25 protein-coding genes are annotated in these 23642 nt (G+C 71.1%); 13 read left to right on the plus strand and 12 right to left on the minus strand.

Going from position 1 to position 23642, the window contains the following annotated elements:
* Window positions 1-16 precede the first annotated feature (16 nt).
* Window positions 17-739 carry an SDR family oxidoreductase gene (locus tag JKJ07_RS37420; RefSeq protein ID WP_202996698.1) on the minus strand — a complete coding sequence of 241 codons (723 nt, stop codon included), beginning with the start codon at window positions 737-739 and terminating at the stop codon, window positions 17-19.
* A 92-nt stretch (window positions 740-831) separates the two neighbouring features.
* Here JKJ07_RS37420 and JKJ07_RS37425 point away from each other — a divergent pair, with 92 nt between their 5' ends.
* Together JKJ07_RS37425 and JKJ07_RS37430 are read left to right on the plus strand one after the other, a co-directional pair.
* Window positions 832-1362 (plus strand): TetR/AcrR family transcriptional regulator, encoded by a 531-nt coding sequence (locus JKJ07_RS37425; RefSeq protein WP_202996699.1) that lies wholly within the window; start codon window positions 832-834, stop codon window positions 1360-1362.
* 74 nt (window positions 1363-1436) lie between these two features.
* Complete coding sequence (locus JKJ07_RS37430) at window positions 1437-1823, plus strand: HPF/RaiA family ribosome-associated protein (RefSeq protein ID WP_202996700.1); 387 nt, start codon at window positions 1437-1439, stop codon at window positions 1821-1823.
* A gap of 43 nt (window positions 1824-1866) precedes the next feature.
* Here JKJ07_RS37430 and JKJ07_RS37435 read toward each other — a convergent pair whose 3' ends face one another.
* On the minus strand, window positions 1867-2073 hold the full coding sequence (locus tag JKJ07_RS37435; protein ID WP_202996701.1) for a hypothetical protein: 207 nt from the start codon (window positions 2071-2073) through the stop codon (window positions 1867-1869).
* A 107-nt stretch (window positions 2074-2180) separates the two neighbouring features.
* On the opposite strand from JKJ07_RS37435, the gene JKJ07_RS37440 reads away from it, so the two are divergent.
* Window positions 2181-2867, plus strand: a complete 687-nt coding sequence (locus JKJ07_RS37440; protein ID WP_202996702.1) for a DUF6928 family protein — start codon at window positions 2181-2183, stop codon at window positions 2865-2867.
* Between the two features lie 3 nt (window positions 2868-2870).
* On the opposite strand, the gene JKJ07_RS37445 is transcribed toward JKJ07_RS37440, so the two are convergent.
* Window positions 2871-3344: a hypothetical protein gene (locus tag JKJ07_RS37445; protein ID WP_202996703.1), complete on the minus strand. Its 474-nt coding sequence runs from the start codon at window positions 3342-3344 to the stop codon at window positions 2871-2873.
* A 233-nt stretch (window positions 3345-3577) separates the two neighbouring features.
* Window positions 3578-4834 (minus strand): hypothetical protein, encoded by a 1257-nt coding sequence (locus JKJ07_RS37450; protein ID WP_202996704.1) that lies wholly within the window; start codon window positions 4832-4834, stop codon window positions 3578-3580.
* A gap of 127 nt (window positions 4835-4961) precedes the next feature.
* Here JKJ07_RS37450 and JKJ07_RS37455 point away from each other — a divergent pair, with 127 nt between their 5' ends.
* The 3 genes from JKJ07_RS37455 (at window position 4962) to JKJ07_RS37465 (ending at window position 7349) form a co-directional block, all read left to right on the plus strand.
* On the plus strand, window positions 4962-5360 hold the full coding sequence (locus JKJ07_RS37455) for a hypothetical protein (protein WP_202996705.1): 399 nt from the start codon (window positions 4962-4964) through the stop codon (window positions 5358-5360).
* A gap of 89 nt (window positions 5361-5449) precedes the next feature.
* Window positions 5450-6232: an RNA ligase family protein gene (locus JKJ07_RS37460; RefSeq protein WP_202996706.1), complete on the plus strand. Its 783-nt coding sequence runs from the start codon at window positions 5450-5452 to the stop codon at window positions 6230-6232.
* Entirely contained in the window at window positions 6222-7349 is a 1128-nt protein-coding gene (locus JKJ07_RS37465) for an AAA family ATPase (RefSeq protein ID WP_202996707.1), read from the plus strand. Before JKJ07_RS37460 ends, JKJ07_RS37465 begins: the two co-directional genes overlap by 11 nt.
* Here the strand turns inward: JKJ07_RS37465 and JKJ07_RS37470 are convergent, their stop codons facing one another.
* Both JKJ07_RS37470 and JKJ07_RS37475 read right to left on the minus strand, forming a co-directional pair.
* On the minus strand, window positions 7350-8432 hold the full coding sequence (locus JKJ07_RS37470) for a hypothetical protein (RefSeq protein ID WP_202996708.1): 1083 nt from the start codon (window positions 8430-8432) through the stop codon (window positions 7350-7352).
* Window positions 8429-8968, minus strand: a complete 540-nt coding sequence (locus JKJ07_RS37475) for an RNA polymerase sigma factor (protein WP_307834602.1) — start codon at window positions 8966-8968, stop codon at window positions 8429-8431. The genes JKJ07_RS37470 and JKJ07_RS37475 overlap by 4 nt, the downstream gene beginning before the upstream one ends.
* A 216-nt stretch (window positions 8969-9184) precedes the next feature.
* Here JKJ07_RS37475 and JKJ07_RS37480 point away from each other — a divergent pair, with 216 nt between their 5' ends.
* Window positions 9185-10150, plus strand: a complete 966-nt coding sequence (locus JKJ07_RS37480; RefSeq protein WP_202996710.1) for a pectate lyase family protein — start codon at window positions 9185-9187, stop codon at window positions 10148-10150.
* A 43-nt stretch (window positions 10151-10193) separates the two neighbouring features.
* Here the strand turns inward: JKJ07_RS37480 and JKJ07_RS37485 are convergent, their stop codons facing one another.
* The 4 genes from JKJ07_RS37485 to JKJ07_RS37500 all read right to left on the minus strand — a co-directional run bounded on the left by JKJ07_RS37485 (window position 10194) and on the right by JKJ07_RS37500 (window position 14782).
* On the minus strand, window positions 10194-11033 hold the full coding sequence (locus JKJ07_RS37485; protein WP_202996711.1) for a patatin-like phospholipase family protein: 840 nt from the start codon (window positions 11031-11033) through the stop codon (window positions 10194-10196).
* A 27-nt stretch (window positions 11034-11060) separates the two neighbouring features.
* Window positions 11061-12284, minus strand: a complete 1224-nt coding sequence (locus JKJ07_RS37490; RefSeq protein ID WP_202996712.1) for an FAD-binding oxidoreductase — start codon at window positions 12282-12284, stop codon at window positions 11061-11063.
* A gap of 69 nt (window positions 12285-12353) precedes the next feature.
* On the minus strand, window positions 12354-13172 hold the full coding sequence (locus JKJ07_RS37495) for a helix-turn-helix transcriptional regulator (protein ID WP_202996713.1): 819 nt from the start codon (window positions 13170-13172) through the stop codon (window positions 12354-12356).
* 11 nt (window positions 13173-13183) lie between these two features.
* Entirely contained in the window at window positions 13184-14782 is a 1599-nt protein-coding gene (locus JKJ07_RS37500; protein ID WP_202996714.1) for a methyl-accepting chemotaxis protein, read from the minus strand.
* A 129-nt stretch (window positions 14783-14911) separates the two neighbouring features.
* On the opposite strand from JKJ07_RS37500, the gene JKJ07_RS37505 reads away from it, so the two are divergent.
* From JKJ07_RS37505 to JKJ07_RS37525, 5 genes are read left to right on the plus strand one after another with little or no spacing between them, the layout of a single operon-like run.
* Entirely contained in the window at window positions 14912-15913 is a 1002-nt protein-coding gene (locus tag JKJ07_RS37505) for an efflux RND transporter periplasmic adaptor subunit (protein WP_307834603.1), read from the plus strand.
* Window positions 15910-16602 (plus strand): ABC transporter ATP-binding protein, encoded by a 693-nt coding sequence (locus tag JKJ07_RS37510; RefSeq protein ID WP_202996715.1) that lies wholly within the window; start codon window positions 15910-15912, stop codon window positions 16600-16602. Before JKJ07_RS37505 ends, JKJ07_RS37510 begins: the two co-directional genes overlap by 4 nt.
* On the plus strand, window positions 16599-17873 hold the full coding sequence (locus tag JKJ07_RS37515) for an ABC transporter permease (protein WP_202996716.1): 1275 nt from the start codon (window positions 16599-16601) through the stop codon (window positions 17871-17873). Before JKJ07_RS37510 ends, JKJ07_RS37515 begins: the two co-directional genes overlap by 4 nt.
* Window positions 17874-17883: 10 nt before the next feature.
* Window positions 17884-18648 carry an arylamine N-acetyltransferase family protein gene (locus JKJ07_RS37520; RefSeq protein ID WP_202996717.1) on the plus strand — a complete coding sequence of 255 codons (765 nt, stop codon included), beginning with the start codon at window positions 17884-17886 and terminating at the stop codon, window positions 18646-18648.
* Window positions 18645-19472, plus strand: coding sequence for a glycosyltransferase family 2 protein (locus JKJ07_RS37525; RefSeq protein WP_202996718.1), 828 nt, complete (start codon window positions 18645-18647; stop codon window positions 19470-19472). The genes JKJ07_RS37520 and JKJ07_RS37525 overlap by 4 nt, the downstream gene beginning before the upstream one ends.
* A gap of 228 nt (window positions 19473-19700) precedes the next feature.
* Here JKJ07_RS37525 and JKJ07_RS37530 read toward each other — a convergent pair whose 3' ends face one another.
* Entirely contained in the window at window positions 19701-20522 is an 822-nt protein-coding gene (locus tag JKJ07_RS37530; RefSeq protein ID WP_202996719.1) for a DUF998 domain-containing protein, read from the minus strand.
* A 54-nt stretch (window positions 20523-20576) separates the two neighbouring features.
* Between JKJ07_RS37530 and JKJ07_RS37535 the strand changes: the two genes are divergently transcribed.
* Window positions 20577-21347, plus strand: a complete 771-nt coding sequence (locus tag JKJ07_RS37535; protein ID WP_202996720.1) for an SAM-dependent methyltransferase — start codon at window positions 20577-20579, stop codon at window positions 21345-21347.
* Window positions 21348-22193: 846 nt separating this feature from the next.
* Here JKJ07_RS37535 and JKJ07_RS37540 read toward each other — a convergent pair.
* On the minus strand, window positions 22194-23591 hold the full coding sequence (locus JKJ07_RS37540; RefSeq protein ID WP_236030517.1) for a M28 family peptidase: 1398 nt from the start codon (window positions 23589-23591) through the stop codon (window positions 22194-22196).
* Between the last annotated feature and the right edge of the window lie 51 nt (window positions 23592-23642).

The raw sequence follows: 23642 nt of genomic DNA on the forward strand, positions 1-23642 counted from the left end.
ATGCCCGTACGGGCCATCAGTCCTGCACGGTCGGGCGGATGGTGAGCGAGCCGATCTCGACGTCGTGCGGCTGCTCGATGGCGAAGCCGATCGCGCGCGCCACCGCCTCCGGGTCGAGCCCGAAATCGCGCATGCCCGCCTGGATCTGCTCCCGCGCGCCGGGCTCCATGCCGTCGGCCAGCTCGGTGCGCACGAAGCCGGGCGAGATCTCGGTCGTCCGCACGACACCGTCGGTCGACTCCGCGCGCAGCCCCTCCATGATCGTGCGGGCCGCGTTCTTGGTCGCCGCGTAGACGGCCATGGTCGGCGTGATTTTGAGGCCCGCGGTCGAGACCGTCGTGACGACGTGGCCGTGGCCCTGCTCGCGGAAGACCGGCAGGACCGCGGCCAGGCCGTGCAGCAGCCCGCGGACGTTGACGTCGATCATCGTGGCCCAGTCGTCCAGGCCGGCCTGGTCGAGGCGGCCGAGCCGGGCGACACCGGCGTTGTTGACGAAGACGTCCACGCCGCCGAAAGTGTCGACCGCGGTGCGGACCAGGTCGCGTACGTCGTCGGGATCTGTCACATCGGTGGCCACCGCGACGGCTCGCCCACCGGCCGCGGTGATCTCGCCGGCCAGGGCGTCGATGTGCTCGCGGCGCCGGGCGGCCAGCACCACTGCGTCCCCGCGCGAGGCGAGCAGTTCGGCCGTCGCGTGGCCGATGCCGCTGCTGGCGCCGGTGATGATGACGGTTCGCATCGGGTCTCCTCCTGAGATAAGTTGACACGTGTCCGGTTAAGCATGCCGCCGATCCGGACACGTGTCCACTTTTCTCGAGGGGGATCCGTCACATGGCCGAGCGCCGCACCCGCGCGGACGCCGTCAGCAACCGGGCCCGGATCGTGCAGGTCGCGCGAGAGCTGCTGACCTCGACATCCGAGCTGCCGATGAACGCGGTCGCCAAGGCAGCGGGCGTCGGGCAGGGCACGCTCTATCGCAACTTCCCGACCCGGGAGGCGCTGCTGGCCGAGGTCTACAAGGCCGACGTCGACGTGCTGGTCGCCTCCGCGCCGGATCTGCTCGCGCAGCACGACGCGGCCGCGGCGTTCCGGCTCTGGCTCGACAACGTGGCCGACTACGCCCGGGTCAAGCGCGGGGTGCTGGCCGCGCTCGAAGGCGGGGAACTCGCGGCCGGGCACCACGACCCGATCGCCGGGGCGATCGACCGCCTGCTCGCAGCGGGCCGCGACGAGGGCACCCTCCGCGCCGACGTGGGCGCCCAGGACGTGCTCCTGCTGCTCGGGTTCCTCTCGCGCCCGGAGGCCGCCGAACGGGCCCATCACGTACTGGATCTGATCTTCAACGGCCTCCGGGTGCGGTGAGTGGTTTTAGTTTTAGCCGTCACCGGACCGGGGAAGAAGATCGCGGACCGTTTCATCCGATTCGAGGAGATGTGATGAGTGCTGTGACTGATCCCGCCACCGTCAGCGAGTGCCTTCGCGCCGGGGCCGGCTTCTCGCAGGGCGATTTGAACTGGATCGCCGAGCAGTTCGGCACGCTCGACGCGCGGCTGGCCGCCTTCCACGCCGACTCGACCGAGCTCGAGGTGTCGGTCAAGGACCGCGAGGCGCGCGGGCAGAAGGTCACGCTGGAGTGCTGGATCGCCGGCCGGCAGAAAATCGTCACCACATCGACCGAGGAGGACCTGCGGGCGGCGCTCAACGACGTCCGCGACGACCTGCGCCGCAAGCTGAACGACTCGAAGACCAAGCAGGAGCCGCGCCACAACCGCCACCTGCGCGAGGGCGCCGAGGTCGAAACCGACGGCGAACTCGTCGAATAGTCTCCGCCCCGGCCGGCCACCGCACGGCCGGCCGGGGTCACCCTCACAACCGTCCGCGCTTGATCCCCAACGGAATCCCGACGGCCAGCAGCACGACGAACACAATGCCCAGGATCAGCATGTTCCGCCCCCCGCGATCACCCCCGGCGGCCGAGATCCCACCCCACACGAGGAAGAGAACCGCGAAAAGCCCGGTCAGTCCCCCGAGGGCACGCATCTTCTTCCGGCTGTACGGACCCGGCTCGGCCACAGCTTCTCCCGTCGCTCACAACGCGCAATCCGCCGACCCGTACCCGTGACGCGCAACGCGAAAACTCCTTCGTTATCGTCTGGCGGCCTACGAAGGGGGCGTGTCCGATGGGTGCGAAGACCGCGCTGCTGGCTTTCACCGACGGCGATCTGCGGCCACGACTGCTGCGCCCCGTCCGGACGAACCCGGCGGAACTCGTGCGCGTGCTGCACCCCGGCTACGAGGTGACCCCGATCGAGGACGACGACCTCGGGGAGAACACCTATCCGCCGTACGACACCAGCTACGTGGCCGTGCTGGAGGGCGCCGAGCTGTTCTGCGACCGCCGGCTCGTCTTCGATCCCCCGTCACGGCTGCCGGCCCGGGTGCTCGAGGCCGCGGCCGGCCGCCGGGTCATCATGCACGGGATGCACTCGGTCTCCGACTGGCTGGGCTTCGCCGTGTGGGAGAACGGCGACCTCGTACGCTCGTTGAGCCTCTCCCCCGACGGCGGTGGCGGCGACAACATCGGCACCCCGTACGAGTTCGAGCTGCCGTTCTGGGCGGGCGAGCGTCCGGTCAAAGCCCCGTACCCGCTGCCGTTCCACCCCTTGGTGCTGGGTCAGGCGGCCCTGCGCGCGTTCTTCGGCTTCGTCAACGAGGGCCGCCCGTCGCCTGACGACATCAACCCGTTCGAGGTCGCCCTGCACGGCTTCCGGGTCGCCGACCCGACCGGCCGCGAGCAAGCGGAACGCGAGGCCGCACTGCAGGAGTTCCTGCGGAAAGTGGGACCACCCCGCCAATACAAGGTCTGACCCCTAGACGCCGGCCACGCCCACCCGCAGACCGGCGGCGCTCTCCTCGATCGCGACGACCACGGCCCGGTCCGGCAACGGTCTCGAGAACGTCAGCAGGCCCGATCGCCGGCTTGGGTGCGACTGCCGTCCCACGCTGTCGATGACCACGTACGAGGCGTTGTCGGCCCCCTCGACCCGTACGGCGTCGCCCGCACGGACCGCGGTCAGCCGCAGCTTCGGCGGCTCGGGATCGATCCGCTCCTGCCCGAGGCGACCGAGCGGCACCTGGGCCAGCATCGGCCACACCTGGTGCGCGCCCCCGGCGAGACGCACCAGCACAACCGCACCGGAACGCCACCGGTCGTCCACCGCGTGCCATTGACCATCCGTGCCGCCCAGTGACTTGCCGAGCCGATCGAAGACCGGCCGAAACCCTGCCACGTCCCCGTAGCGGGCGCGGGCCCCGTCGGTCAGCACGCTCCAGGCAGTCGCCACATCACGCTGCCCCACCAGGGCCTCGAATCGCGCGGCCGCATCACGCGCCGGCCCCCGCAGGTTGGGCTCGACGCTGCACGCACAAGCCGGCTCCGGCCGCGCCGCCGACACAGCAACCGCAACGGCCACCACCGAGGCAACAACCACGACGGCAAAACCCACAACGACCCTCGGGCGTAGGTGCATGCGCGCTTGGACGTCCCCCTGACAACTCCGGTTCCGAGCGAACCGGATCAGCCCAGGACGACCGCGACGACCACGTTGCCCAGGAGCCCGAGCAGCACCCCGCCGGCGAACGTCCAGAGGGCGGTGCGGTTGCCGGATCGCTGGAGCATCTCGATGTGCTTGCGGTGCTCGTCGCGGAGGTAGAGGACGTATTCCGGCAAGTGTGGTTCCTGGGCGGACGAACCGGCCGTGCTCGAACCGAGAATGCGCTGGGCGGCCCGGCCGAAGGTGACCTCGGAGTCTTCGGCCGTGGCGGCCTGGCCCAGGCGGACCGACCGGAACGCCACGACCTGGCGCAGGGCGACCAGCACAAAGATGGCAACCGCGCTGGCCGTCTCGAGGCCGTGGAGGGTCGCGCCGGAGACCACCTTCTCGTAGAACAGCACCATCGCTATCACCAGCGGCAGATAGGGCGCGATCAACGCCGGCCACTGCGTTGCCCGCGGCGCCTGGTGCCGGGACGAGCGCGCGGGCTGGAACTGCCGGGAAGCGGCCAAGGCGATCAGGAGCGGCGCCGCGAGATAGCCCAGATCCGCGGCCAGCGGATAGGCGATGGCTCCGGCCAGATAGGAGCTGAAGGCGAGATCGGACACCGCGATCAGAGTCAGACCGGCGCCGATGAGGAAGAACTGACGGAGGTTGCGCCGCGGAATGACGCGCGTCGTATAGGTCAGCAGGACCAATGCGATCATTAAAACGTCCGCGAACGACGACCAGAAGGCCGTCAGGAACTCCCCTTGGCCGGCCGGTTCCTGACCGGCCACCGTCCGATACAGCGTCATCCAGCTCAGCAGCAGGAGCGATCCCACGATCAAGAGGCCGTCGAGGACCAGCCGCGCCTCCGCGAGCATCCGGGCCCGCGCGCTGACGCCCGGCACCGGCGGCAGGCTCGCGTGCCGGGCCACGATCACCAGTGCGGCCACAGCCATCGGCAGCCCGGCGGCGTAACACAGGTCGTCCCAGTAGGCCGCGTTGGCGTGCTCCGGGTCGCCGAGCTCGTAGCCCAACCAGGCACTCTGTCCGGCGGCCAAGGTGGTGAGACCGGCCGCGCCGAGCGCCCGCCACCATCGCTCCCACCCGTGATTCCTCCAGGCGAACCATCCACAAGCCACGGCGCCCGCAGCCGCCGCCACTACCACCAGCACATTGTCGATCGTCACCGCTTGCTGCCGTGGCAAAGCCTGAATGAAAAGCTCGTACGTGGCGATCACCAGAATCGCGACCAGAATCTTGTACGTTTTGGGTGCCGCTCCCCACATACGCATTCCCTGAATCGTGATCAACAGCCCCGGCCCGTCCGCGCCAGCGAAACTTAGCAGTTCGGCCCGCCGGGACGGCCGTTCCCGCACTGGAGATCACATCCAGGCGGTCGCCGCCGCCTACACTGGGCGCGTGCGCAGGTGGATTCCGTGGCTGGCGATCGCCGGGGTCGTGCCGGCCGGGGTTGCGGGCGTCGTCGTTGTCGGGCCGCGGTTGCTGACCACCGAGACACGCCTCGAGCCGCAAACCGTCAGCCTGTTGGGCAGTGGCGGCGATCCGCTCGTGCTGATGGTGGGCGTCCGGTGGACCAAGGAGGGCTACTGCGACGGCCAGTTCACGGTCGAGGCCGTGGAGACGCCGGCCGCTGTCACGATCGGCACCGTGGTGAGCCGCGAACGGGAAGGCATGTTGTGCGCGGGCTTGGGAACCGCCGACGAGACCGCGTGGGTCGCCGTCTCGCTGCGCGCGCCGCTCGGCACCCGGGCGGTCGTTCGCGGCGCCGACGGGGTCGTGCTGCCGCTGCGGGAGTGAGGGCGACAACGGGCCGGGTCGGACCGGCCGGCGGCTGAGGCGCTCCATATTCGGTGGCCCGCGGGGTCCGTGCCCGGTACAAAAGGCGAATGATCAGCAAGTACCCCCGGACGCCGCATCTGGCCGGGTCGCGTTTGCAGGCGGGCGACGAGGACCTGTCGCAGACGCCGTTCGCCGAGCTGGCCGGGCGGCACCTGGTCGTCGAGGAGAAGCTGGACGGGGCCAACTCGGCGATCAGTTTCACCGCCGGCGGCGAGCTGCGCCTGCAGTCCCGGGGGCACTATCTGAGCGGCGGCCCCCGTGAGCGCCAGTTCGCGCCGCTCAAGTCGTGGGCCAACCTGGTCGCGCCGATTCTGCGGCCGATCCTGGGCGCGCGGTTCGTGCTCTACGGCGAATGGCTTTACGCGAAGCACACCGTCTTCTACGACGCGCTGCCCCACTATTTCTGCGAGTTTGACATCCTCGACCGCGAGACCGGCGCATTCCTGGACACCCCGGTCCGGCACGCGCTGCTCGAGGGCACACCCGTCGTCAGCGTTCCGGTGTTGCGTACGGGGAAATTTGCGACCCTCGGCGAGCTGACCACCCTGGTCGCCCCGTCAACCGTGCGCACCGAGACCTGGCGGGAGTCGCTGCGCGCGGCCGCGACCCGGGCGGGCACCGACCCCGACCGTACGGTGGCCGAAACGGACTCCGGTGACGACATGGAAGGCCTCTACATCAAGGACGAGGCGGACGGCCGCGTGGTTGCCCGTTACAAGTGGGTGCGGGCCGGGTTCACGCAGGCCATCCTCGACTCGGGCTCGCACTGGGCGGACCGGCCGATCGTGCCCAACGGCCTCGCCGACCCGGCGGTGATGTATGCCTTCTGACTGGACAGTTTTCGCCGAGTTGTGCCCGGTCGCTCCGGCGTGGACGGTGCCGTGGGCGCGGGTCGAGGCCGAGTTCGACTGGATCCGGCGGCTGCGCGGCGTGCCGCAGGACGCGGTGCATCACGCCGAGGGCGACGTCGCCACGCACACCCGGATGGCCGCCGAGGCGCTGGCCGCGATGCCCGCCTGGCGCGCGCTGCCCGAGCCCGAGCGGGTGCGCCTGTTCGCCACGGTCCTGCTGCACGACGTGGCCAAACCCGACTGCACCCGTACGGATTCCGACGGCCGCATCACCGCGCACGGCCACTCGCGTCGAGGCGATTTGGCCGTACGACGGATCTTGTGGGAGCTCGACGCCCCGCGCCCGTGGCGGGAGCACGTGGCCGCGCTGGTCCGGCATCACCAGGTGCCCTTCTGGGCCCTCGAACGCCCCGACCTCGAGCAGATCGTGCTGCGCGTCAGCCTGCTGGCGAGCAATCGCGACCTGGCGTTGCTGGCCGACGCCGACATCACCGGCCGGGTCTGCGGCGACCGCGACGAGGTCTTGGAGAACGTCGAGCTGTTCCGCGCCTTCTGCGACGAGCTCGGCGTGCTCGACCGGCCCTGGCCGTTCGCCTCCGACCATGCCCGGTTCCAATATTTCCGTACGCCGGGACGCGACCCGCGGTACGCCGCGTTCGACGACACCCGGCTCACCATGACCGTCCTGTCCGGCCTGCCCGGCGCCGGCAAGGACACGTGGGCGGCCGCCCACGCGGGTGACCGGCCGGTGATCAGCCTGGACGCGATCCGCACCCGCTTGGGCGTCAAGCCGACCGACGGGCAGCGCGCCGTCGCCGCGGCCGCCCACGAGGAGGCCCGGGAACACCTGCGGGCCCGCCGCGACTTCGTCTGGAACGCCACCAACATCTCGCGCCAGCACCGCGACCTGTGCATCGGCCTCGGCGCGGCCTATCACGCCCGGGTCGAGATCGTCGCGCTCGAGGTCCCGCCGGCCACCCTGCGCCACCAGAACGCGGGCCGCGACGCCGTCGTGCCCCCGGCCGTGATCGACCGCCTGATCGGCAAGTGGGAGTCCCCTGACGTCACCGAGGCCCACGTGGTGGTGCCGGGTTAGTCAGCAGAACTCCTGGCGGTAGCCCTTGATGTCGGCCGGGGTGGCCCGGTCGGTGGCCAGGCGGGTGGTCATCTCGACGATCGTCGTGCGCAGCGTCGAGCCCTGTCGTTCCAGGTCTTGCAGCACCGTCCAGTCCTTGCTGGTCAGCAGCGTCTTGCGGGTGGCCTCGAGCAGGGCGGCGTTGCCGTTCGCCTCGGCCTGCTGCCAGTCGGCGATGAAGCCGCACGCGACCTGCTTGGACAGGGCGCTGTCGAACTCGAACGTGCTCCCCTCGACCGGCAGGTCCTCCAGCTGCTCGTGCTCCCAGCTCTGCGGCCGGCCCAGGCCCGCGTCGGCGAAGAAGCGGTACGCCCGGTCCCCCATCTCGCCGCGCCGCGAGACGGTCCCCGTCGCCGAGGCGACCCAGGCCTCGACGCCGACCGTCTTCACCTTGGCGAGGAACGTGCGGACCGAGGCCTTGGTGTAGCCCGGCGGGAGGTCGAACGAGACAATGATCTTGCCGCCCGGGCGGGGCTCGGTCATCAGCCGGAACTGGCCGCTCTGGGGGACCATCCACGCGGTGTAGTCGCCGAGCTTCACCTTCTCCGAGCTCTTCTGCTTGTCGAGGCGCCGGTACGAATACTCGGACGCGGGATACCACGAGGAATTGATCATGCGGTCCCCCTTCTCCCACGCCATCTCGCCGCCGTCGTCGGCGAACGGCTCGAGGTGGATGATCTTCCAGCCGGGCTCGCCGATCACCAGGCGCGAACCCTGCTTGGCGGCCTTGCTCACCTTCGCCGGCTCGAGCAGCGACCCCGCCGCCGGTGGTGCGGGCATGGTCGGCTCGGGCGCGAGCGTGGGGGACGGTGAGGGCGCCGCGGGCACGGGCGGCGCCGCCGACGTCCGGTTGAGCGCGACCACCACACCGACCGCGGCGATCAGCACCGCGGCCGCCACGCCCACCACGGCCAGCCGGGAGTAGGGCTTGCGCCGCGGCTCGGCCATGATCTGGTTGAGCAGCTCCTGGTCGGCCGCGATGATCGGGCCCGGCCGGTACGGATCCGCCTCGCGCAGCATCTGGTCGTAGGCGTTGCCGGTCATCGCTGCTCCTCCTGGCCGCGCGCGGCCACCACCGTGTCGGACGGATCCACCAGCTCGCGGAACCGGGCGCGGGCCCGGGAGAGCCGGGTGCGCGCGACTGCCGGGCTGATCCCGAGGACGACCGCGGCCTCGCGCGGTTCGAGTCCCTCCCAGAACGTCAGCATGAGCACCTCGCGGTCGGGCTCGGTCATCCGCTTGAGGATGCCGCGGACCGAGAGCCGTTCCGGCACCTCCTGGCCGGGGTCGGCGGCAACCGTCTCGCGCAGCCGCTGCCGCAGCCGCTCGCCGAGCAGTTGCCGCCGGACCCCGCCACGGTGGTGGTTGGCCAGCACCCGGCGGGCGACGCCGTAGAGCCAGAGCGTCGCCTCGTCGGAGTCCGGAAGCTGCCGGCCGCGCCGCCACGCGATCAGAAACGTCTCGGCGACCACGTCCGCCGCGTCCGCCGGCTGGTCGACCCGGCGCAGCGCGTACGCCAGCAGCGGCTCGAACGAGTCCTGGTAGACCCGGCGGAAGTGATCCTCGTTCTCGATGCCCACGTAGCTTCCTATGTCCGGCCGCGGCCACATCGTGACAGGCGCACTGCAAAAATCCCCCGGCGGTTTTCACAGGTGCCACAATTCCGGCCACCTAGTGACATCGACGTTCATAGATGCCACCCTGAGTGGCGCCCAGGTAAGCGCTTACCCGGGCAAACAGGGCGCCACGCGCCTCCACCGACGCGTGGCGCCGCACCCCCACGTACGGAGGAAACAATGCCCGTAACAAAACGACGCAGGACGATCGTCTCCGCCGTCTCGGCCGGCGTCCTCATGGTCGGCGGGGTCCTCGCCGTCGGCCAGCTCGAGGCCTCCGCCGCCGAGAGCAGCCCGGTCGGCTACGCCAGCCTCAACGGCGGCACCCCGGGCGGCTCGGCGAGCACCGTCGTCACCGTCACGAGCGCGTCCGCCCTCAAGTCCGCACTCAGCGCGAGCACGTCCCAGACCGTACGGGTCAATGGGTTGATCTCGATCTCCGGCATGTACAACGTCGCGTCGAACAAGACCGTGATCGGCGTCGGGTCGGGCTCGGGCATCACCGGCGGCGGGCTCAACCTGTCCGGCGTCAAGAACGTGATCATCCGCAACCTGGTGTTCCGCAACGCCAGTGACGACTCGATCAACGTGCAGACCAACACGACCAACGTCTGGATCGACCACAACGACCTGGCCAGCGGCTACGACGGCCTGATCGACATCAAGCGCGGGTCGGACTTCATCACGGTCTCGTGGAACCGGCTGCACAACCACGACAAGTCGATGCTGCTGGGCCACAGCGACGACAACGGCTCGCAGGACATCGGCCACCTGCGCGTGACCTATGTGCACAACTGGTTCGAGGGCACCAACCAGCGGCACCCGCGCGTGCGGTTCGCCAACCCGGTGCACGTGCTCAACAACTACTACAGCAACATCGGCTCGTACGGGGTGGCGTCCACCGAGAACGCGGGCGTCTTCGTGGAGCGCAACTACTTCGAGAACGTGAAGAACCCGACGGTCACCCAGACCGGCGACTCCGACCCGGGCAATCTCAAGGTCCTCAACAACTACAAGGTCAATTCCGGTACGGAACAGGTCCGCAACGGCGCCTCGGTCGCGGCGATCCCCTACTCCTACACCCCGGAAGCCAACAACACCGTCAAGGCCACGGTGACCGCCGGCGCCGGAACCGGCAAGATCTAGCCCGTACGGCTTCCCGCCCGCACGTGGGAGGGCGGGAATCCACCTAGGCCCAGATCGCGCGAAGCCGCTCCGCCTCGGCCGCGGCCTGGGCACGACCCGCCTCGGCCGCCGGACGCCGGCGGGACGGGTCGAGCATGTTGCGGCCGATGGCCTCGCGAGCCGCGGCGTCCGGTGACACCACCGCTCCCCGCACGTGGGAGCCCAGCGCGGCGAGCTGGGCGGCGGGCCGGCCGGAACGGCGCGCCGACTGCGTGATCGGGGCCAGCACCACGACCCGCTCGCACCCCGCGGCCAGATCGACGTTGGCCACGGAGCGGACCCCACCGTCGATGTAGCGAACCTCCCCGATCGTCACCGGAGGCCACGTCAACGGCACCGCGCAACTGGCCGCGACGGCGTCCACGAGCGACACGCCGCTCGCCGCGTCGAACACCCGGGTCTCGCCGGTCAGCGCCGCGACCGCCGTGATGAGCAGGCGGCTCCGCGGCCAGTCGCCGTCGCCGATGCGGCGCGCGATCACCGCACGCCGGTCCGACTCGGAGACCGTACGGGCTCGCAACGCCTGCCGGCCCAGCCACGCCCGGCCCCGCGCCGGATCACCCGGCCAGAGCCCGGCCACCACGAACTTCAGCAGGCCCCCGACGCTCATGCGGGCGGCGATCTCCGCGCCCGCACCGGCCCGCTGCGCCTCGAAGAGCACCGCCAACGGCACACCGGACAGCACTTGGGCGGCCACCGAGGAACCGGCCGACGTCCCGACGACCAACCCGGCCGTGGTCAGATCGACGCCGTGCTCCCGCAGGCCGTGGAGCAAGCCGATCTCCCAAGCGACCCCGGTGACGCCGCCCCCGCCCAGCACCAGAGCCCTGCCATCGACCCCCATGACTGCATCTAAACACAACGCCCGGGCTCACTTGCGGACCGCGTCGATGTCGCCGGCGAACAGGCCCGCCGGGTCGGCGTCGTGGCGGATGCGTTCCACCCGTACGCGGGTGTAGTCGTCGAGGGTGCGCTGGGGCAGGTCGAAGTGGTCGACGAAGGTCGGCGCCGTGTAGCCGGTCAGGAACGGGCCGAGGGCCGAGCGCACCGCCCGTAACTCCTCCGCCGCCCCGGCCGCGTAGTAGAGCAGCGGCGCGGCGAGCCGGTCCAGCGCGCCGCCGCTGGTGGCCGGGGTGGCGAGGGCGCCGCCGAGCTGGCGCAGTTCGACGGTGAGCGCGGCTTCCTGGAGCCGGGCCCAGCCTTCCTCGTCGAGCTCCCGGATCAGGGCGGAGTCCGACTGGGAGGCCGCCGGCCGCGGCCGGTCCGGGTGAGTCAGGGGCAGCATCGCCGGAGCCCACGTGTTCGCCAGCGGTGCGGGCAGCCGGGACATCATCTCGTCCACGACGTGCCGGTCGGGCGCGACAGCAACACCGTCGAGGGCAAGCACGCGCCGGCCGGCCCGGGTCAGCAGGCGCAGGCTGGTGGTGATCTCGAGCGGGGCGGCGCGGGCCCACGCCTGCCAGAGCGGGCCCAGCCGGGGCGCGTCGGCGAGATCCCACCAGGCCGTCCCGGTCACGACGGCGGGCATGGGCACCAGCTCGATCTCGGCCGCCACGACGACGCCGATCCCGCCCCCGCCGCCGCGCAGCGCCCACAACAGGTCCGGGCGGTTCGTGGCCCTCGCCTCGACGACCTCGCCGCCGGCCAGCACGACCGTCAGCGACCGCACCATGTTCGATGCCAGGCCGAAACGGCGGCCGTAGAAGCTGACACCCCCGCCCAGCAGGTAGCCGATGACGCCGACGGCGGCCGACGCGGGATGCACGGCGGTCAGCCCGTGCCGCAGCGCCGCGGGCAGCACGTCACCCCAGGTGCGGCCGGCGGGCACCCGGGCCGTACGGGCATCGGGGTTGACCTGGACGGGGGCGTCGATCAGCGGGCGCAGCAGCAGGGAACCGGTCAGCGGGGCGGTGCGGCCCAGCGCGAGGCCGGTGGTGACCAGCCGCAGCGGCCGTCCGGCCCGGCGCGCGGCGGCCACGGCCCGGACGACGTCGGCGACCGAGCGCGCGGTGAACACCCCGGCCGGGCCGCCCGTCGCCGCGAGCGGAAAGGCGGCGTACTCGGGCGTACCGGGCGGATGGAACGGTTCGGTCACCTAGTCAGCCTGGCCGGGCCGGGAACCCGGGTGAAGGACGTGTTTATCCAGGGACAAGTAGTCTCCCGGTCAGGGCCCGCTGAGCGTCGCCAGCTTCGCGAAGCTCTCGGTGCCCGGCTTCGCCGAATAGACCAGCAGCTCCTGGCCGTGGTCGGGGTCGATCAGCCGCTGCGCGTACAGCTCGAGCTCGCCCAGCACGGGATGCCGGTAGCGCTTGAGCTCGAGGTGGTGGGTGATGTCGACCTCGTGGCGCCGCCAGACCTCGGCGAACTCGGGGCTCACGGCCAGCAGCGCGGCGACGATCTCACCGGCCCGGCCCTCGGGGTCGGCCGTGTACGCGGCCCGGATCTCCGAGGTGAAGACCCGGCCCCGCACCTCGTGATCCTCGGGCGGGAAGAGCGCGCGCTGCGCCGGGTCGGTGAACCAGCGGTAGACCAGATAGCGCGACCAGCCGGTGAACCCCATGTAGTCGCCGAGCAGGGCCACCCCGGGCGGGGTTTGCAGCAGGGCCTCACCGAAGCGGGACAGCACGATCGCCGGGGTGTCGGCCAGGCGCTCGGCCACCCGCCGCATGGTGTCGCTGACCACGTCCTCCGCCGCCGCCCGGCGCGGCGCCGAGTGGCCGCCCAGGGCGAACAGGTGGTCCCGCTCGCTCAGGTTGAGCTGCAACGCCCTCGCCAGCGCGGCCAGCATCGGCTCGGACGGCACCGGGCCGCGCTGCTGCTCGATGCGCCCGTAGTAGTCGGCCGACATGCCGGCCAGCGCGGCCACCTCCTCGCGCCGCAGCCCACCCGTACGCCGCCGCGGTCCGCGCGGCAACCCGACGTCCTCCGGCTGCAGCGCCTCGCGACGCGCCCGCAGGAAATCCGCCAGCAGTGCCCGGTCCATGGCGGCCAAGACTAATAGCGGAACCGGGCCACCAGCGCATTGAGGTCGCCCGACATCGTCGTCAGCTCCTCGGTAGCCTGCCGTGACTGCGCGATTCCCTCACTCGTACGCCGGGCCGCGCCCGCCACCCCCTCGATGTTCTCGCTGATCCGGCCCGTGCCCGCCGCCGCGTCGCCGACGCTGCGGTTCATCTCGGCCGTCGTGGCCGTCTGCTCCTCCACGGCCGACGCGATAGTGGTCTGGAAGTCGCTGATCCGCCCGATGACCTGGCTGATCTCCTCGATGGCGGTGACCGCGCCGCTCGTATCGGCCTGGATCGCCTCGACCCGCGACGAGATGTCCTCGGTGGCCCGGCCGGTCTCCTGGGCCAGATCCTTGACCTCGGACGCGACCACCGCGAAGCCCTTGCCCGCGTCACCCGCCCGGGCCGCCTCGATGGTGGCGTTGAGCGCGAGCAGGTTGGTCTGCTCGGCGATCGCGGTGATGGTCTTGATCACGTTGCCGATCTCGGCCGACGACTCGCCCAGCTTGGTCATGGTCGTCGACGTGCTGGCGGCCAGCCCGACGGCCTCGGTGGCCACCTGGGCCGCCTCGCCCGCGTTGCGCGAGATCTCCCGGATCGCCGCGCCCATCTCGTCGCTGCCGGCCGACACGGCGTCGACGCTGAGCGAGATCTGCCGGGCCGCGACCGACACCGCCTGGGCCTGCTCGGTGGACGCGTCGGCCGAGGCCGAGATCTCGGTGGTCACCCCCGACATGCGCTCGGAGGCCCCGCGCAGCGCCCCCGCCGACCGGTCGATCGTCATGATCGTCTCGCGCAGCCGGGTCACCGCCGTGTCGAGGGCCTGCCCCATCCGGCCCGGCTCGTCGCGCGAGGTCAGCCCGGCCGTCCGGGTCAGGTCGCCGTCGGCCAGCCCCTCGCAGACGTCGCGGACCCGGGCCATCGAGCGGACGATCTGCCGGGCCACGACCGCGCCCAGCGCGAGGGCGATCAGCGCCCCGGCCACGAGCAGGGCGATCGAGATCGTACGGCTGTGGTGATACCCGGCCCGGGCCGCGTCGGCGTTGGCCTTGGCGTCGGCGCTCTCGGCGGCCCGCATGCCGATCAGGTCGTTGTCGACCTCCGCCATCAGCGGGGCGAGCCGGGAGTCCCGGATCGCCTGCCAGGCCTCGATGTCGTTGCTCGCGCCCGCCGGGAACAGGCCGTCGACGACCAGTTCCTCGAAGTTGGCGAAGTCGTCCGACAATTCGGCGATGGCCGCGTCGTCGACCACCGGGTCGCTGGACCGGTAGGCCGTGAGCGAGCTCTGCAGCTCGGCGAAGTCCTGGTCGAAGGCCGTGCGGTACTTCTCCTTGCCGGCCGCCGTCGCCGAGATCATGAAGTTGGCCGCGTCCAGCCGGGCCCGGGCCAGCGACGCCCGGATGTCGCCCAGCTCGTTCACCCCGGCCACGTTGCTGGCATAGATCTTGTCGGCGGCCGCGCTCGAGCTGCCGAGCGCGCTGAGCCCAACCGTGCCCACCACGACAGCGACGAGGATCGCCACGCAGACCGCACCGAGGATCTTGGTGCGGACGCCCAGGTCCGCGATCACGCGGAGCCATCTTTCCATCACATGAAGGTATTTCGCCTTGATCCGTGGCGCTGGGACATCGACGGTTGCGCCCGCCTTGTAACCTCTGCCCGGCCGGGCCGCATCGCGTCACCGGCCGTCGGTGAGAAGTCAGGCAAAGGGGTACAGGTGGACTCACGCAGAGTGACCGGAGTGGGTGCGGCGGCCATGCTCGCCGCGGTGCTCTGCGGGTGTGACGCGGGCGGCGAGTCGGCCGCGACGCCCGGCCTCGAGGCCCGCGGCACGGTGCTGACCACGGTCAAGCCGACCCGGCAGGACCTGAGCAACCAGATCAGCCTGTCCGGCTCGGTCACGATCAACCCGGTCTTCGGCATCGTCGCGCCGACCGACGGCGAGCTGCGCTTCCTCGACAAAACCCCGTCGAAGGTCCCCGCCGTACGGCCGAAGTGGGTGGCGACGGTCTGGGACGACGAGGGCGCCCCGCGGCGGATCAACATCCCGCAGGGCTCGATCCTGGCCGGCCGGCTCATGGACGACCGCTCCGACGTCACGGCCGGCATGCCGATCATCTCGGCCAAGCACTCCGGTTACGGCATCGTCGCCGAGATCGACAGCGCCCAGGCCTACCGGATCTCCGGCGCCATCACCGATGTGCGGGCCCAGATCAAGAACGGACCAGGACCCTTCGCCTGTACGGCGTTGGGCACGATCGCGGCGCTGCCGGCCGGCTCGATCCCCGAGCCCCCGCCGCCGCCTGCCACCACGCCGACCGACAGCCCGTCCGGCGCGCCCCCGGTCGCCCAGCCCCCGCAGCAGGAGGAGACGGGCGGCGGCAGCGACGGCTCCGAGGCCACCGGCATGCGGCTGGTCTGCACTCCCCCGGGCAACGTCAAGCTGATCAACGGCGCCCAGGTCACCCTGCAGGTCATCACCGAGAAGGCGGCCAAGGTCATGGTGCTGCCGGTCGAGGCGGTGGCCGGGGTGCAGGGCAAGGGCAAGGTCGACATCGTCGGCGCCGACCAGCAGCGCAAGACGGTCGACGTGGTGCTCGGCCTGACCGACGGCAAGGTCGTGCAGATCAAGTCGGGGCTCAAGGGCAACGAGACGATCGCCGTGCCCGGGCCCGACCTGCCCGCCGCCGCGGACGGCGCCAAGGGCCCGAACGGATGACCGCCCTGATCGAGCTCGACGGCATCACCAAGGTCCTCAAGGGCCAGGAGCAGCCGCGGACGATCCTCGACGGCGTCGGCCTGACCGTGAACGCCGGGCAGAGCGTGGCCATCGTGGGCCGCTCCGGCTCCGGCAAGAGCACCCTGCTCAGCGTCATCGGCCTGTTCGACCGGCCCGACTCGGGCAGCTACCGGCTCGACGGGCAGGAGATCGCCAAGCTGCCCGAGCGCCGCGCGGCCAAGCTGCGCAGCTCCCACTTCGGGTTCGTGTTCCAGCGCTTCTTCCTGCTCAAGCACCTGACCGCGGCCCAGAACGTGGCCATGGCGCTGGTCAACGGTCAGGGCTGGCTGCCCCGCCGGCAGCGCCGCTCGCTGGTCATGGAGGCGCTCGACCAGGTCGGCATCGCGCACCTGGCCAAGAGCCGCCCGGCCAAGATGTCCGGCGGCGAGCAGCAGCGGGTGGCGATCGCGCGGGCCCTCGTCCGGGATCCGAAGATCCTGCTGGCCGACGAGCCCACCGGCGCCCTCGACATCGAGACCGGCACGCTGGTCATCGACGCGCTGCTGGCGGCGACCGAGCGCGGCTGCGGGCTGATCCTGGTCACCCACGACCGCGACCACGCCGCGCGCATGGGCCAGATCCACGACCTCGTCGACGGCGTGCTGACCGAGCGGGTGACGGTCCGATGAGGCGGCTCTCCGGCCGGTTCCGGTCCTCGCTGATCATCGGCATCCAGGGCATCCGCGCCCGCAAGCTGCGCACCCTGCTCTCCATGGTCAGCCTGTTCCTGGGCGTGCTGGCCGTCGTGGTCGTGCAGGCCGGCGCGAGCATCGCCGAACGCGCGCTGCTGGCCGACCTCGAGATCCAGCAGGGTTACGACGGCACCCGCGTGATGGACATGCCGATGCAGCAGAACGCGACCGAGGTCCTCACCGCCACCGTGCGCGGCCGCGAGGACGCGGTGGCCATGCTGGGCGTCAGCGGCATCGTCGGCGAACCCGGCGTGCTGCCGGTCAACCCCGGCGGCGCCCCGCTCGACCAGGACTGGGGCCCGGCCATGGTCTGCAACGACCAGGGCTGCGAACCCGCACCGGGCGTCAAGGGCCAGGCCGTCGAGGTGCGCCTGACCGCGCTCTCCGGCGACGTCCGCAAGTTCCGCCCCTACCGTACGGTCTCCGGGCAGTGGCTCGACTTCACCCGGATGCCGTCGATGTCGCCCAAACTCGTGCTCAACCAGCCGGCCGCCGACGCCTTCGAGCAATACCGTGTGCCCGCCGAGATGCGGGTCGGCGGCGCCGCGGCCAACGTCACGCCCCAGTTCGTCGGCGTGGTCGACGACGGCGACATGCAACCCCGGGCCTACGTACGCCTCGACGAGCTCACCACCTGGCTGCCGCCCTCGCGCATGTCCGACCCCAACACCGGCGGCGAGATGCGCCTGCTGATGACCCAGGGGTCGCCGGTCGAGCCGGTCGTCTCCGCGAAGCTCAAGGCGCTCGGCGTGGAGCCGTACGTGCAGACCATCGAGACCCGCAAGGAGCAGGAGAAACAGCTCACCCTGATGCGGCTGGTGTTCTTCTCGATGGCCGGGCTGGTGCTGCTGATCGGCGTGGCCGGCATCCTCAACGTCGGCCTGGCCACGGTCGGCGAACGCGTCGAGGAGTTCGCGCTGCGGCGCGCGGTCGGCACCCCCCGTACGCTCCTGGCCGGGATCGTGCTGGCCGAGACGTTACTGACCGGGTTGCTCACGGCCGCGGCGGCGATCGGGGCCAGCGCGGCCGCCCTCAAGGTGGTGACGATGCTGGTCGGCGACTCGCAGCCGATCCTGCGCGACGTCCAGTTCCCCTGGGAGGCGGGCGTGGCCGGCATCATCGCGGGCATCGTGGCCGGCGTGCTCGGCGGGTTCGTGCCCGCCCTGCGCGCCGCGGGCATCCCCATCGCCACGGTGATGCGCGCCTAACCTGTCCACCATGGATGTGAACGCCTACCTCACTCGGATCGACCTGGCCCGGCCGCCCGCCCCCGACGTGGCCGGGCTGCGCGAGCTGCACCGGGCCCACCAGCGCACCGTGCCCTTCGAGAACCTCAGCATCCACCTCGGCGAACGCATCTCGCTCGACCCCGCCGACCTGTTCGACAAGATCGTCCGGCGTCGGCGGGGCGGCTTCTGCTACGAGCTCAACGGCCTGTTCGCGCTGCTGCTGACCGAACTGGGCTTCACCGTCGACCGGGTCGGTGCCCGCGTGCACGGCGACCGGCTCGGCCCGCCCTTCGACCACATGGCGCTGCTGGTCACCACTGCCGACGGGGACGGTCCGTGGCTGGCCGACGTCGGTTTCGGGCGGCACAGCACCGACCCGCTTGACTTCCTTTTGCGGTCACCTCAGACCGACCCTGGCGGGGTGTTCACTTTCGTCGACGAGGGCGACGACGTGGACTTGCTCCGCGACGGCAAACCGCAATACCGCATCGAGCGGCGGGTGCGGGAGCTCACCGACTTCATCCCGACCTGCTGGTGGCACTCGACGTCACCCGACTCGCACTTCGGCGACGGCCCGGTCTGCTCCCGCCTGAAGGGCGACGGCCGGGTCTCGCTGAGCGGCCGCACCCTCATCAAGACCCAAGGCGGCCACCGTACGGAAACCGTTCTCGACACCGACGACCAGGTGCTCGCGGCGTACCGGGAGAACTTCGGGATCGTCCTCGGCCGCGTGCCTTCTCCTCCGTTGCGATGACCTTGCTGTCGGTGGTCGTGCCGGTCTACAACGAGGAAGACTTCGTCGGCCCGTGCCTCGACGCGGTGCTGGCCCAGCACGAACCGGTCCACGAGATCATCGTCGTCGACAACAACTCCACCGACCGTACGGCGGTGGTGCTCGCCCGCTACGAGGGCCGCGTGCTCGTGCTGCGCGAACCCCGGCAGGGCGTCCAGCACGCCCGCAACCGCGGCCTCGACACCGCCACCGGCGACGTGCTGGCCCGCATCGACGCCGACACCCGCGTGCCGCCCGACTGGTCCCGCCGGGTGCGACTCGCCTTCGACGACCCACGCGTCGACGCAGTGACCGGGCCCGCCGCCTATTACGACGTCGCCCTGGCCCCGCTGCTCGACGCGGGCGACGCGCTCATCCGGCGGGCGTGGAGCCTGCCGGTGATCGGCCGGATGGACTGGCTGTTCGGCGCCAACATGGCCGTCCGGGCCGGCGCATGGCAAGCAGTGCGGCCTTCACTGTGCACGGCGGGGTCGGCCCACGAGGATCTCGACCTGGGCATCCACCTACGGGCGGCGGGCCATCGCATCACGTACGCACCGGGGCTGCGAGCCGGCACGTCGGCCCGCCGGATAGCCGACCGCTACGGGGATTATCGGCGCTACCTGTTGATGAGCGAGGCGGGGTACGCGGCCCATCGGCCCCTGGTGCCTCGCGGTTCTCTGATCCGGGCCTGGGTCACTGCGCGCTTGCTGCTGGCCTTGTTTCCCCTGCTGCGGTTGCTGTTCGAGGCCCGCACGAACGGCCGGGTCCCCGCCCGCAAAAACCCGATGTCACCCCGCCCCTGACCCACAACCCACGATCCCGACCCGGTCCGCTCATCCCCCTACCGACCCATTCCGCCCGTCAGCCTTCGCGTCGTTCGACGGCCGCCGTTTGCGTCTCCCTCGGCTTTGGCCCACCTTTTCGCGCCCGACCGTCCTCACCTCTTCCCCAACCGCCGCTTACCTTCTCGCGCCCACAATTCCCGCGCGAGCCTCCCCGCCTCCTCTTCAACCGCCTCCCCGAGCGGCGACTCACCTTCCCCCGCCCACCCATTCCCGCGTGACCGTCTCCGCCTCTTTCTTTGCCGGCGAGCTGACTTCTCGGGCCGTCACCCAGCCGATCCAGCCCAGGCCGAGGAAGAGCGCGACCCGTTCCAGCAGGCCGCTGGGGTTGCCCGGAAGCACGTCGGCGGCATCGAGCAGGACGAGCACGCTGGCTGCCACAAACGTGACCGTCATAATCCCGGCAATCGCGTAGGCGACCGCACGCCGGCCGAGCAGTGCGGCGGCCCCGATCCCGGCCAGGCCGAGTGTGATCGCGACCAGTTGGTGCACGAGCCCGATCGTCGTGTGCGTCGCCTCGGTGCCGGGCGGGTAGCCGATGCCCGCGTCGGTCGGCAACACGGCCAGGGCCACGAGGCTGACGCCACACCACGCGACCAGGTTGCTTGCTCGGCGCTGGTTCTTTGGCATGGCGGCGTTGCTTGTCCGGCGCTGGGTTACGAGGGCTGCAGTGTTGCTTGTCCGGCGCTGGCTTGCGTCGGCGGCGGTATTGCTTGTCCGGCGCTGGCTTGCGTCCGCGGCGGTGTTGCTTGTCCGGCGCTGGCTCACGAGGGTGGCGGTGTTGCTTGTCCGGCGTAGGCCTGCGGCGCCGGCTAGGAGCCAGAGGCCGCACAGGGCGAGGTTGATGTTGTTGAGCCAGCCGTGCGGGCCGAGCGAGAGTTGGCTGACCCAGTTGCGGCTGGAGTCGTAGCCCGGGCGCAGCCAGCCGGCCGCCGTCACGAAGACGATCATCTGAACCGCGGCCACGGCGCAGCCCAGCGGCAGCAGGCGGGCGACGCGTTCCGGGATCACAACCGCAGCCTGTCACCCGGGAGCAAATCCTTTTGTCCACACTAGACTTCGACCATGACGGATCTCGATACCGGCGTCCCGCACTCCGCCCGGGTCTGGAACTACTGGCTGGGCGGCACCGACAACTTCCCCGCCGACCGCGCGGTGGGCGACGAGTTCGCCAAGCTCTATCCCGACATCGTCGTCGTGGCCCGCAGCTCCCGGGCCTTCCTCAAGCGGGCCGTCACCTACCTGGCCGCCGACGAGGGCGTACGCCAGTTCCTCGACATCGGCACCGGCATCCCCTCGGCCGAGCACACCCACCAGGTCGCCCACGCCGTGGCCCCCACCGCCCAGGTCGTCTACGTCGACAACGACCCCCTCGTGCTGGCCCACGCCCACAGCGTGCTCTCCGGCGAGGCCGTCTACGTGGACGCAGACCTGCGCGACCCCGACGCCGTTCTGGCCTCGGCCGGCCTCGACCTGTCCCGCCCGGTCGGCCTGATCCTGATGAACATCCTCGGCCACATCCCCGACCTGAACGAGGCCGCCGCGATCACCCAGACCCTGATGGCCGCCCTACCCTCCGGCAGCTACCTGATCACCGCCGACGGCACCAACGTCCTCGACGGCCCCGCCTTCACGGAGGCGATCAACGTCTGGAACGCCAACGCACCCCTCTCCTACCACCTACGCCACCCCGACGACCTCTCCCGCTTCCTGACCGGCCTCGAACTCCTGGAACCCGGCCTGGTCCCCTGCTCCCGCTGGCGCCCATCCCCCAACGCCACCCCAGCCGACCTCCGCGAAACCGACGAGTACGCCGCAGTAGCACGCAAGCCCTGACAACGGCCGCACAGCCTTCCGCCGCCGCCCGCCCAACCTTCCGACCGACCCACCGTCCGACTACCAGGCCGGCCCACCGCCCGACCGACCGGCCTACCGCCCACGCGCCCGACCGCCCGGCCGACCCACCGCCCGGACCGGCCCACGCCCACGCGCCCGACCGGCCGACCGCCCGAACGGCCCACCGGCGGCGGCGTCTCGCACCCGTTCACACCAACTCGGCAGGTCCCGCACCGGGCCTTTCACGTCACTCCTCGGCCAAGGCCTTCGCGAACCACAGGCGACGTCCGAGCCGGTCAAACTCCACGTCGAGGGCGGCCGGCCATCACGTCGCGCCTCGGGTGACGACCACGCCGTCGACATGACGATCGTTGCCTTGTAGCCGAGTCGTCGCACAGCCTCTAAAGCGTCCTAGGAGGCTAGGTCTATCGTGGAGCGCTCGGTGCGTACCGGCGGACAACCGCAATGCCGGTTACTGGCGGCGGACATTCGCACCGCCGGTTACTAGCAGCGAGCAATAGCAACGCCGTTAACTGGCCGCGGGCAATCAGAGCGCCGGTTACTGGCGGAGGTGATCACAGCGCCGGTTACTGGCAGCTGGCAATCACAGCGCCGGTTACTGCCAGTGGGCGATCACGGCGCCGGTTAGCGAATCCGCGCCGCGGCGAGAACCGGCCGGTGAGGGCGGCAGCACTTCCCGCAAGGACGGCACGAACAGGTTTGCACGTTGAGAAGCGGGACGGCCCCGGCTCGGGGGCCCCTCGGACTATTGGTCGGCGGGGAGAACTCGTACGGGAGCAGGAAATCCGGACGAGTCGCCGATCGACGACTCGTCCGGATCAGTTGTCAGCGGGCCGTGGTGTAGGCGGCGGAGCCGATCAGCTCGAGTGAGACCTGCAGGCGCTCCAGGCTGATGTTCTTGGCGATCGTGTCCTCGGGGCTGTGGTACGGGGGTTCAAGCAGCGCCGGCGACTCCTCGCCGCGCCAGGAGAAGTTGGCTGAGGCGATGCCGACCTCCTGGAACGACTGGTGGTCGGACGAGCCGCGCAGCGTGACCGGGCTGATGCGGGAGGCGTAGCCGAGGCGGGTGGCGGCGGCCGCGACTTCGTTGGTGGCCCGGTTGGCGAGGCCGTCGAAGGACAGCAGCCAGTAGCGGGTGGCCGGGTCCCAGCTCGTCGCGACCATGTCGTTCTGGTAGACGGCGAGGATGCGGTCGCGTTCGGGCTGCGGCAACTGGGCCACGTAGTAGCGCGAACCGATCAGGCCCTGCTCCTCCGAGCCCCACAGCGCGAACCGAAGTTGCGCGTTTGTCGGCAACTTGCGCAACACTCGCGCAAGTTCGAGGCAGAGCACGGTGCCCGAACCGTCGTCGTTCGCGCCGGGGGCGCCGATCACCGTGTCGTAGTGTGCGCTAACCATCACGACCGGGCCTGTGGACGAGCGGCGGGGCTGGTTGGCGAGGACGTTGTGCGAGGTCAGGCCGCGGTGTGCGGTCGTCGACAGAGTGAGCGACAGCTTGCGGGCGGCGAGCAGCGCGCGCAAACGGTGCTTCTGGGCCTGGGCGACGCCGACGACCGGGATGGGCGCGGGCGTGGTGGCCAGGCCGGGCAGCTGCGGGCTGAACGCGGAGGCCCGGCGGGGCTCGACCAGGTCGGCGGGCAGGAAGATGACGGCGGCGGCCTTGCGCGCGACGGCCAGGTTGACCACGGTCTCGCGGGTGTCGGCCACGTAGTCGATCAGCAGGATCTTGCCCCGGACGTCGGCCGGATAGTCGGCCTCGCCGCCCAGCTTGGCGTCGACCACGTCGCCGCGCACCTTGGTGTCGAGGGCCGCGTGGGGCGAGGCGCCGCACTGCCAGTTCAGGTCGGTGGGCAGGCCGCGGGGCGAGCCGAGCTGGGCCAGGAACTTGTCGGCGACCGGGAACGGCTGCAGGTCGACGTCGTAGCCGAGCTTGTCGAGCACGCCCGCGATGTAGCCGGCGGCGACGCGCTCGGACCGGGTGCCGCCGATGCGCGGGCCGATGCCGATCGACAGCACCTTGAGGTGGTCGAGGGCGCGTTCCGCGGACACCCGCTTCGCCACGTCGATGTCGTGGCCGGTCAGGGTGGGCGGCAGCGCGGCGCCGGGGCGTTGCCCGGTGGCGGCCCAGGCGGGCGCGGGCAGGGCGACGGTGGCCGCCCCACCCAGCGCCACGGTCAGCATGCGCCTGCGGCTCACCGATGAGCGGCGCGGTTGCGTGTCCAAGGTTCCTCCTCGTCGATCCGGCTGGTGCTCCGGCGCGGACGGACGGCCCTG

It is taken from the genome of Paractinoplanes lichenicola (assembly GCF_016785085.1).
Taxonomy (GTDB): domain Bacteria; phylum Actinomycetota; class Actinomycetes; order Mycobacteriales; family Micromonosporaceae; genus Actinoplanes; species Actinoplanes lichenicola.

What these genes read in the sequence shown, in the direction of transcription:
- JKJ07_RS37525 (WP_202996718.1), top strand. Translation starts at nt 18,645, where the DNA reads ATGACCTTGCTGTCGGTGGTCGTGCCGGTCTACAACGAGGAAGACTTC.
- JKJ07_RS37535 (WP_202996720.1), top strand. Translation starts at nt 20,577, where the DNA reads ATGACGGATCTCGATACCGGCGTCCCGCACTCCGCCCGGGTCTGGAAC.
- JKJ07_RS37515 (WP_202996716.1), top strand. Translation starts at nt 16,599, where the DNA reads ATGAGGCGGCTCTCCGGCCGGTTCCGGTCCTCGCTGATCATCGGCATC.
- JKJ07_RS37480 (WP_202996710.1), top strand. Translation starts at nt 9,185, where the DNA reads ATGCCCGTAACAAAACGACGCAGGACGATCGTCTCCGCCGTCTCGGCC.
- JKJ07_RS37510 (WP_202996715.1), top strand. Translation starts at nt 15,910, where the DNA reads ATGACCGCCCTGATCGAGCTCGACGGCATCACCAAGGTCCTCAAGGGC.
- JKJ07_RS37450 (WP_202996704.1), bottom strand. Translation starts at nt 4,834, where the DNA reads ATGCGTATGTGGGGAGCGGCACCCAAAACGTACAAGATTCTGGTCGCG.
- JKJ07_RS37500 (WP_202996714.1), bottom strand. Translation starts at nt 14,782, where the DNA reads ATGGAAAGATGGCTCCGCGTGATCGCGGACCTGGGCGTCCGCACCAAG.
- JKJ07_RS37425 (WP_202996699.1), top strand. Translation starts at nt 832, where the DNA reads ATGGCCGAGCGCCGCACCCGCGCGGACGCCGTCAGCAACCGGGCCCGG.
- JKJ07_RS37460 (WP_202996706.1), top strand. Translation starts at nt 5,450, where the DNA reads ATGATCAGCAAGTACCCCCGGACGCCGCATCTGGCCGGGTCGCGTTTG.
- JKJ07_RS37495 (WP_202996713.1), bottom strand. Translation starts at nt 13,172, where the DNA reads ATGGACCGGGCACTGCTGGCGGATTTCCTGCGGGCGCGTCGCGAGGCG.
- JKJ07_RS37520 (WP_202996717.1), top strand. Translation starts at nt 17,884, where the DNA reads ATGGATGTGAACGCCTACCTCACTCGGATCGACCTGGCCCGGCCGCCC.
- JKJ07_RS37430 (WP_202996700.1), top strand. Translation starts at nt 1,437, where the DNA reads ATGAGTGCTGTGACTGATCCCGCCACCGTCAGCGAGTGCCTTCGCGCC.
- JKJ07_RS37470 (WP_202996708.1), bottom strand. Translation starts at nt 8,432, where the DNA reads ATGACCGGCAACGCCTACGACCAGATGCTGCGCGAGGCGGATCCGTAC.
- JKJ07_RS37420 (WP_202996698.1), bottom strand. Translation starts at nt 739, where the DNA reads ATGCGAACCGTCATCATCACCGGCGCCAGCAGCGGCATCGGCCACGCG.
- JKJ07_RS37485 (WP_202996711.1), bottom strand. Translation starts at nt 11,033, where the DNA reads ATGGGGGTCGATGGCAGGGCTCTGGTGCTGGGCGGGGGCGGCGTCACC.
- JKJ07_RS37465 (WP_202996707.1), top strand. Translation starts at nt 6,222, where the DNA reads ATGCCTTCTGACTGGACAGTTTTCGCCGAGTTGTGCCCGGTCGCTCCG.
- JKJ07_RS37440 (WP_202996702.1), top strand. Translation starts at nt 2,181, where the DNA reads ATGGGTGCGAAGACCGCGCTGCTGGCTTTCACCGACGGCGATCTGCGG.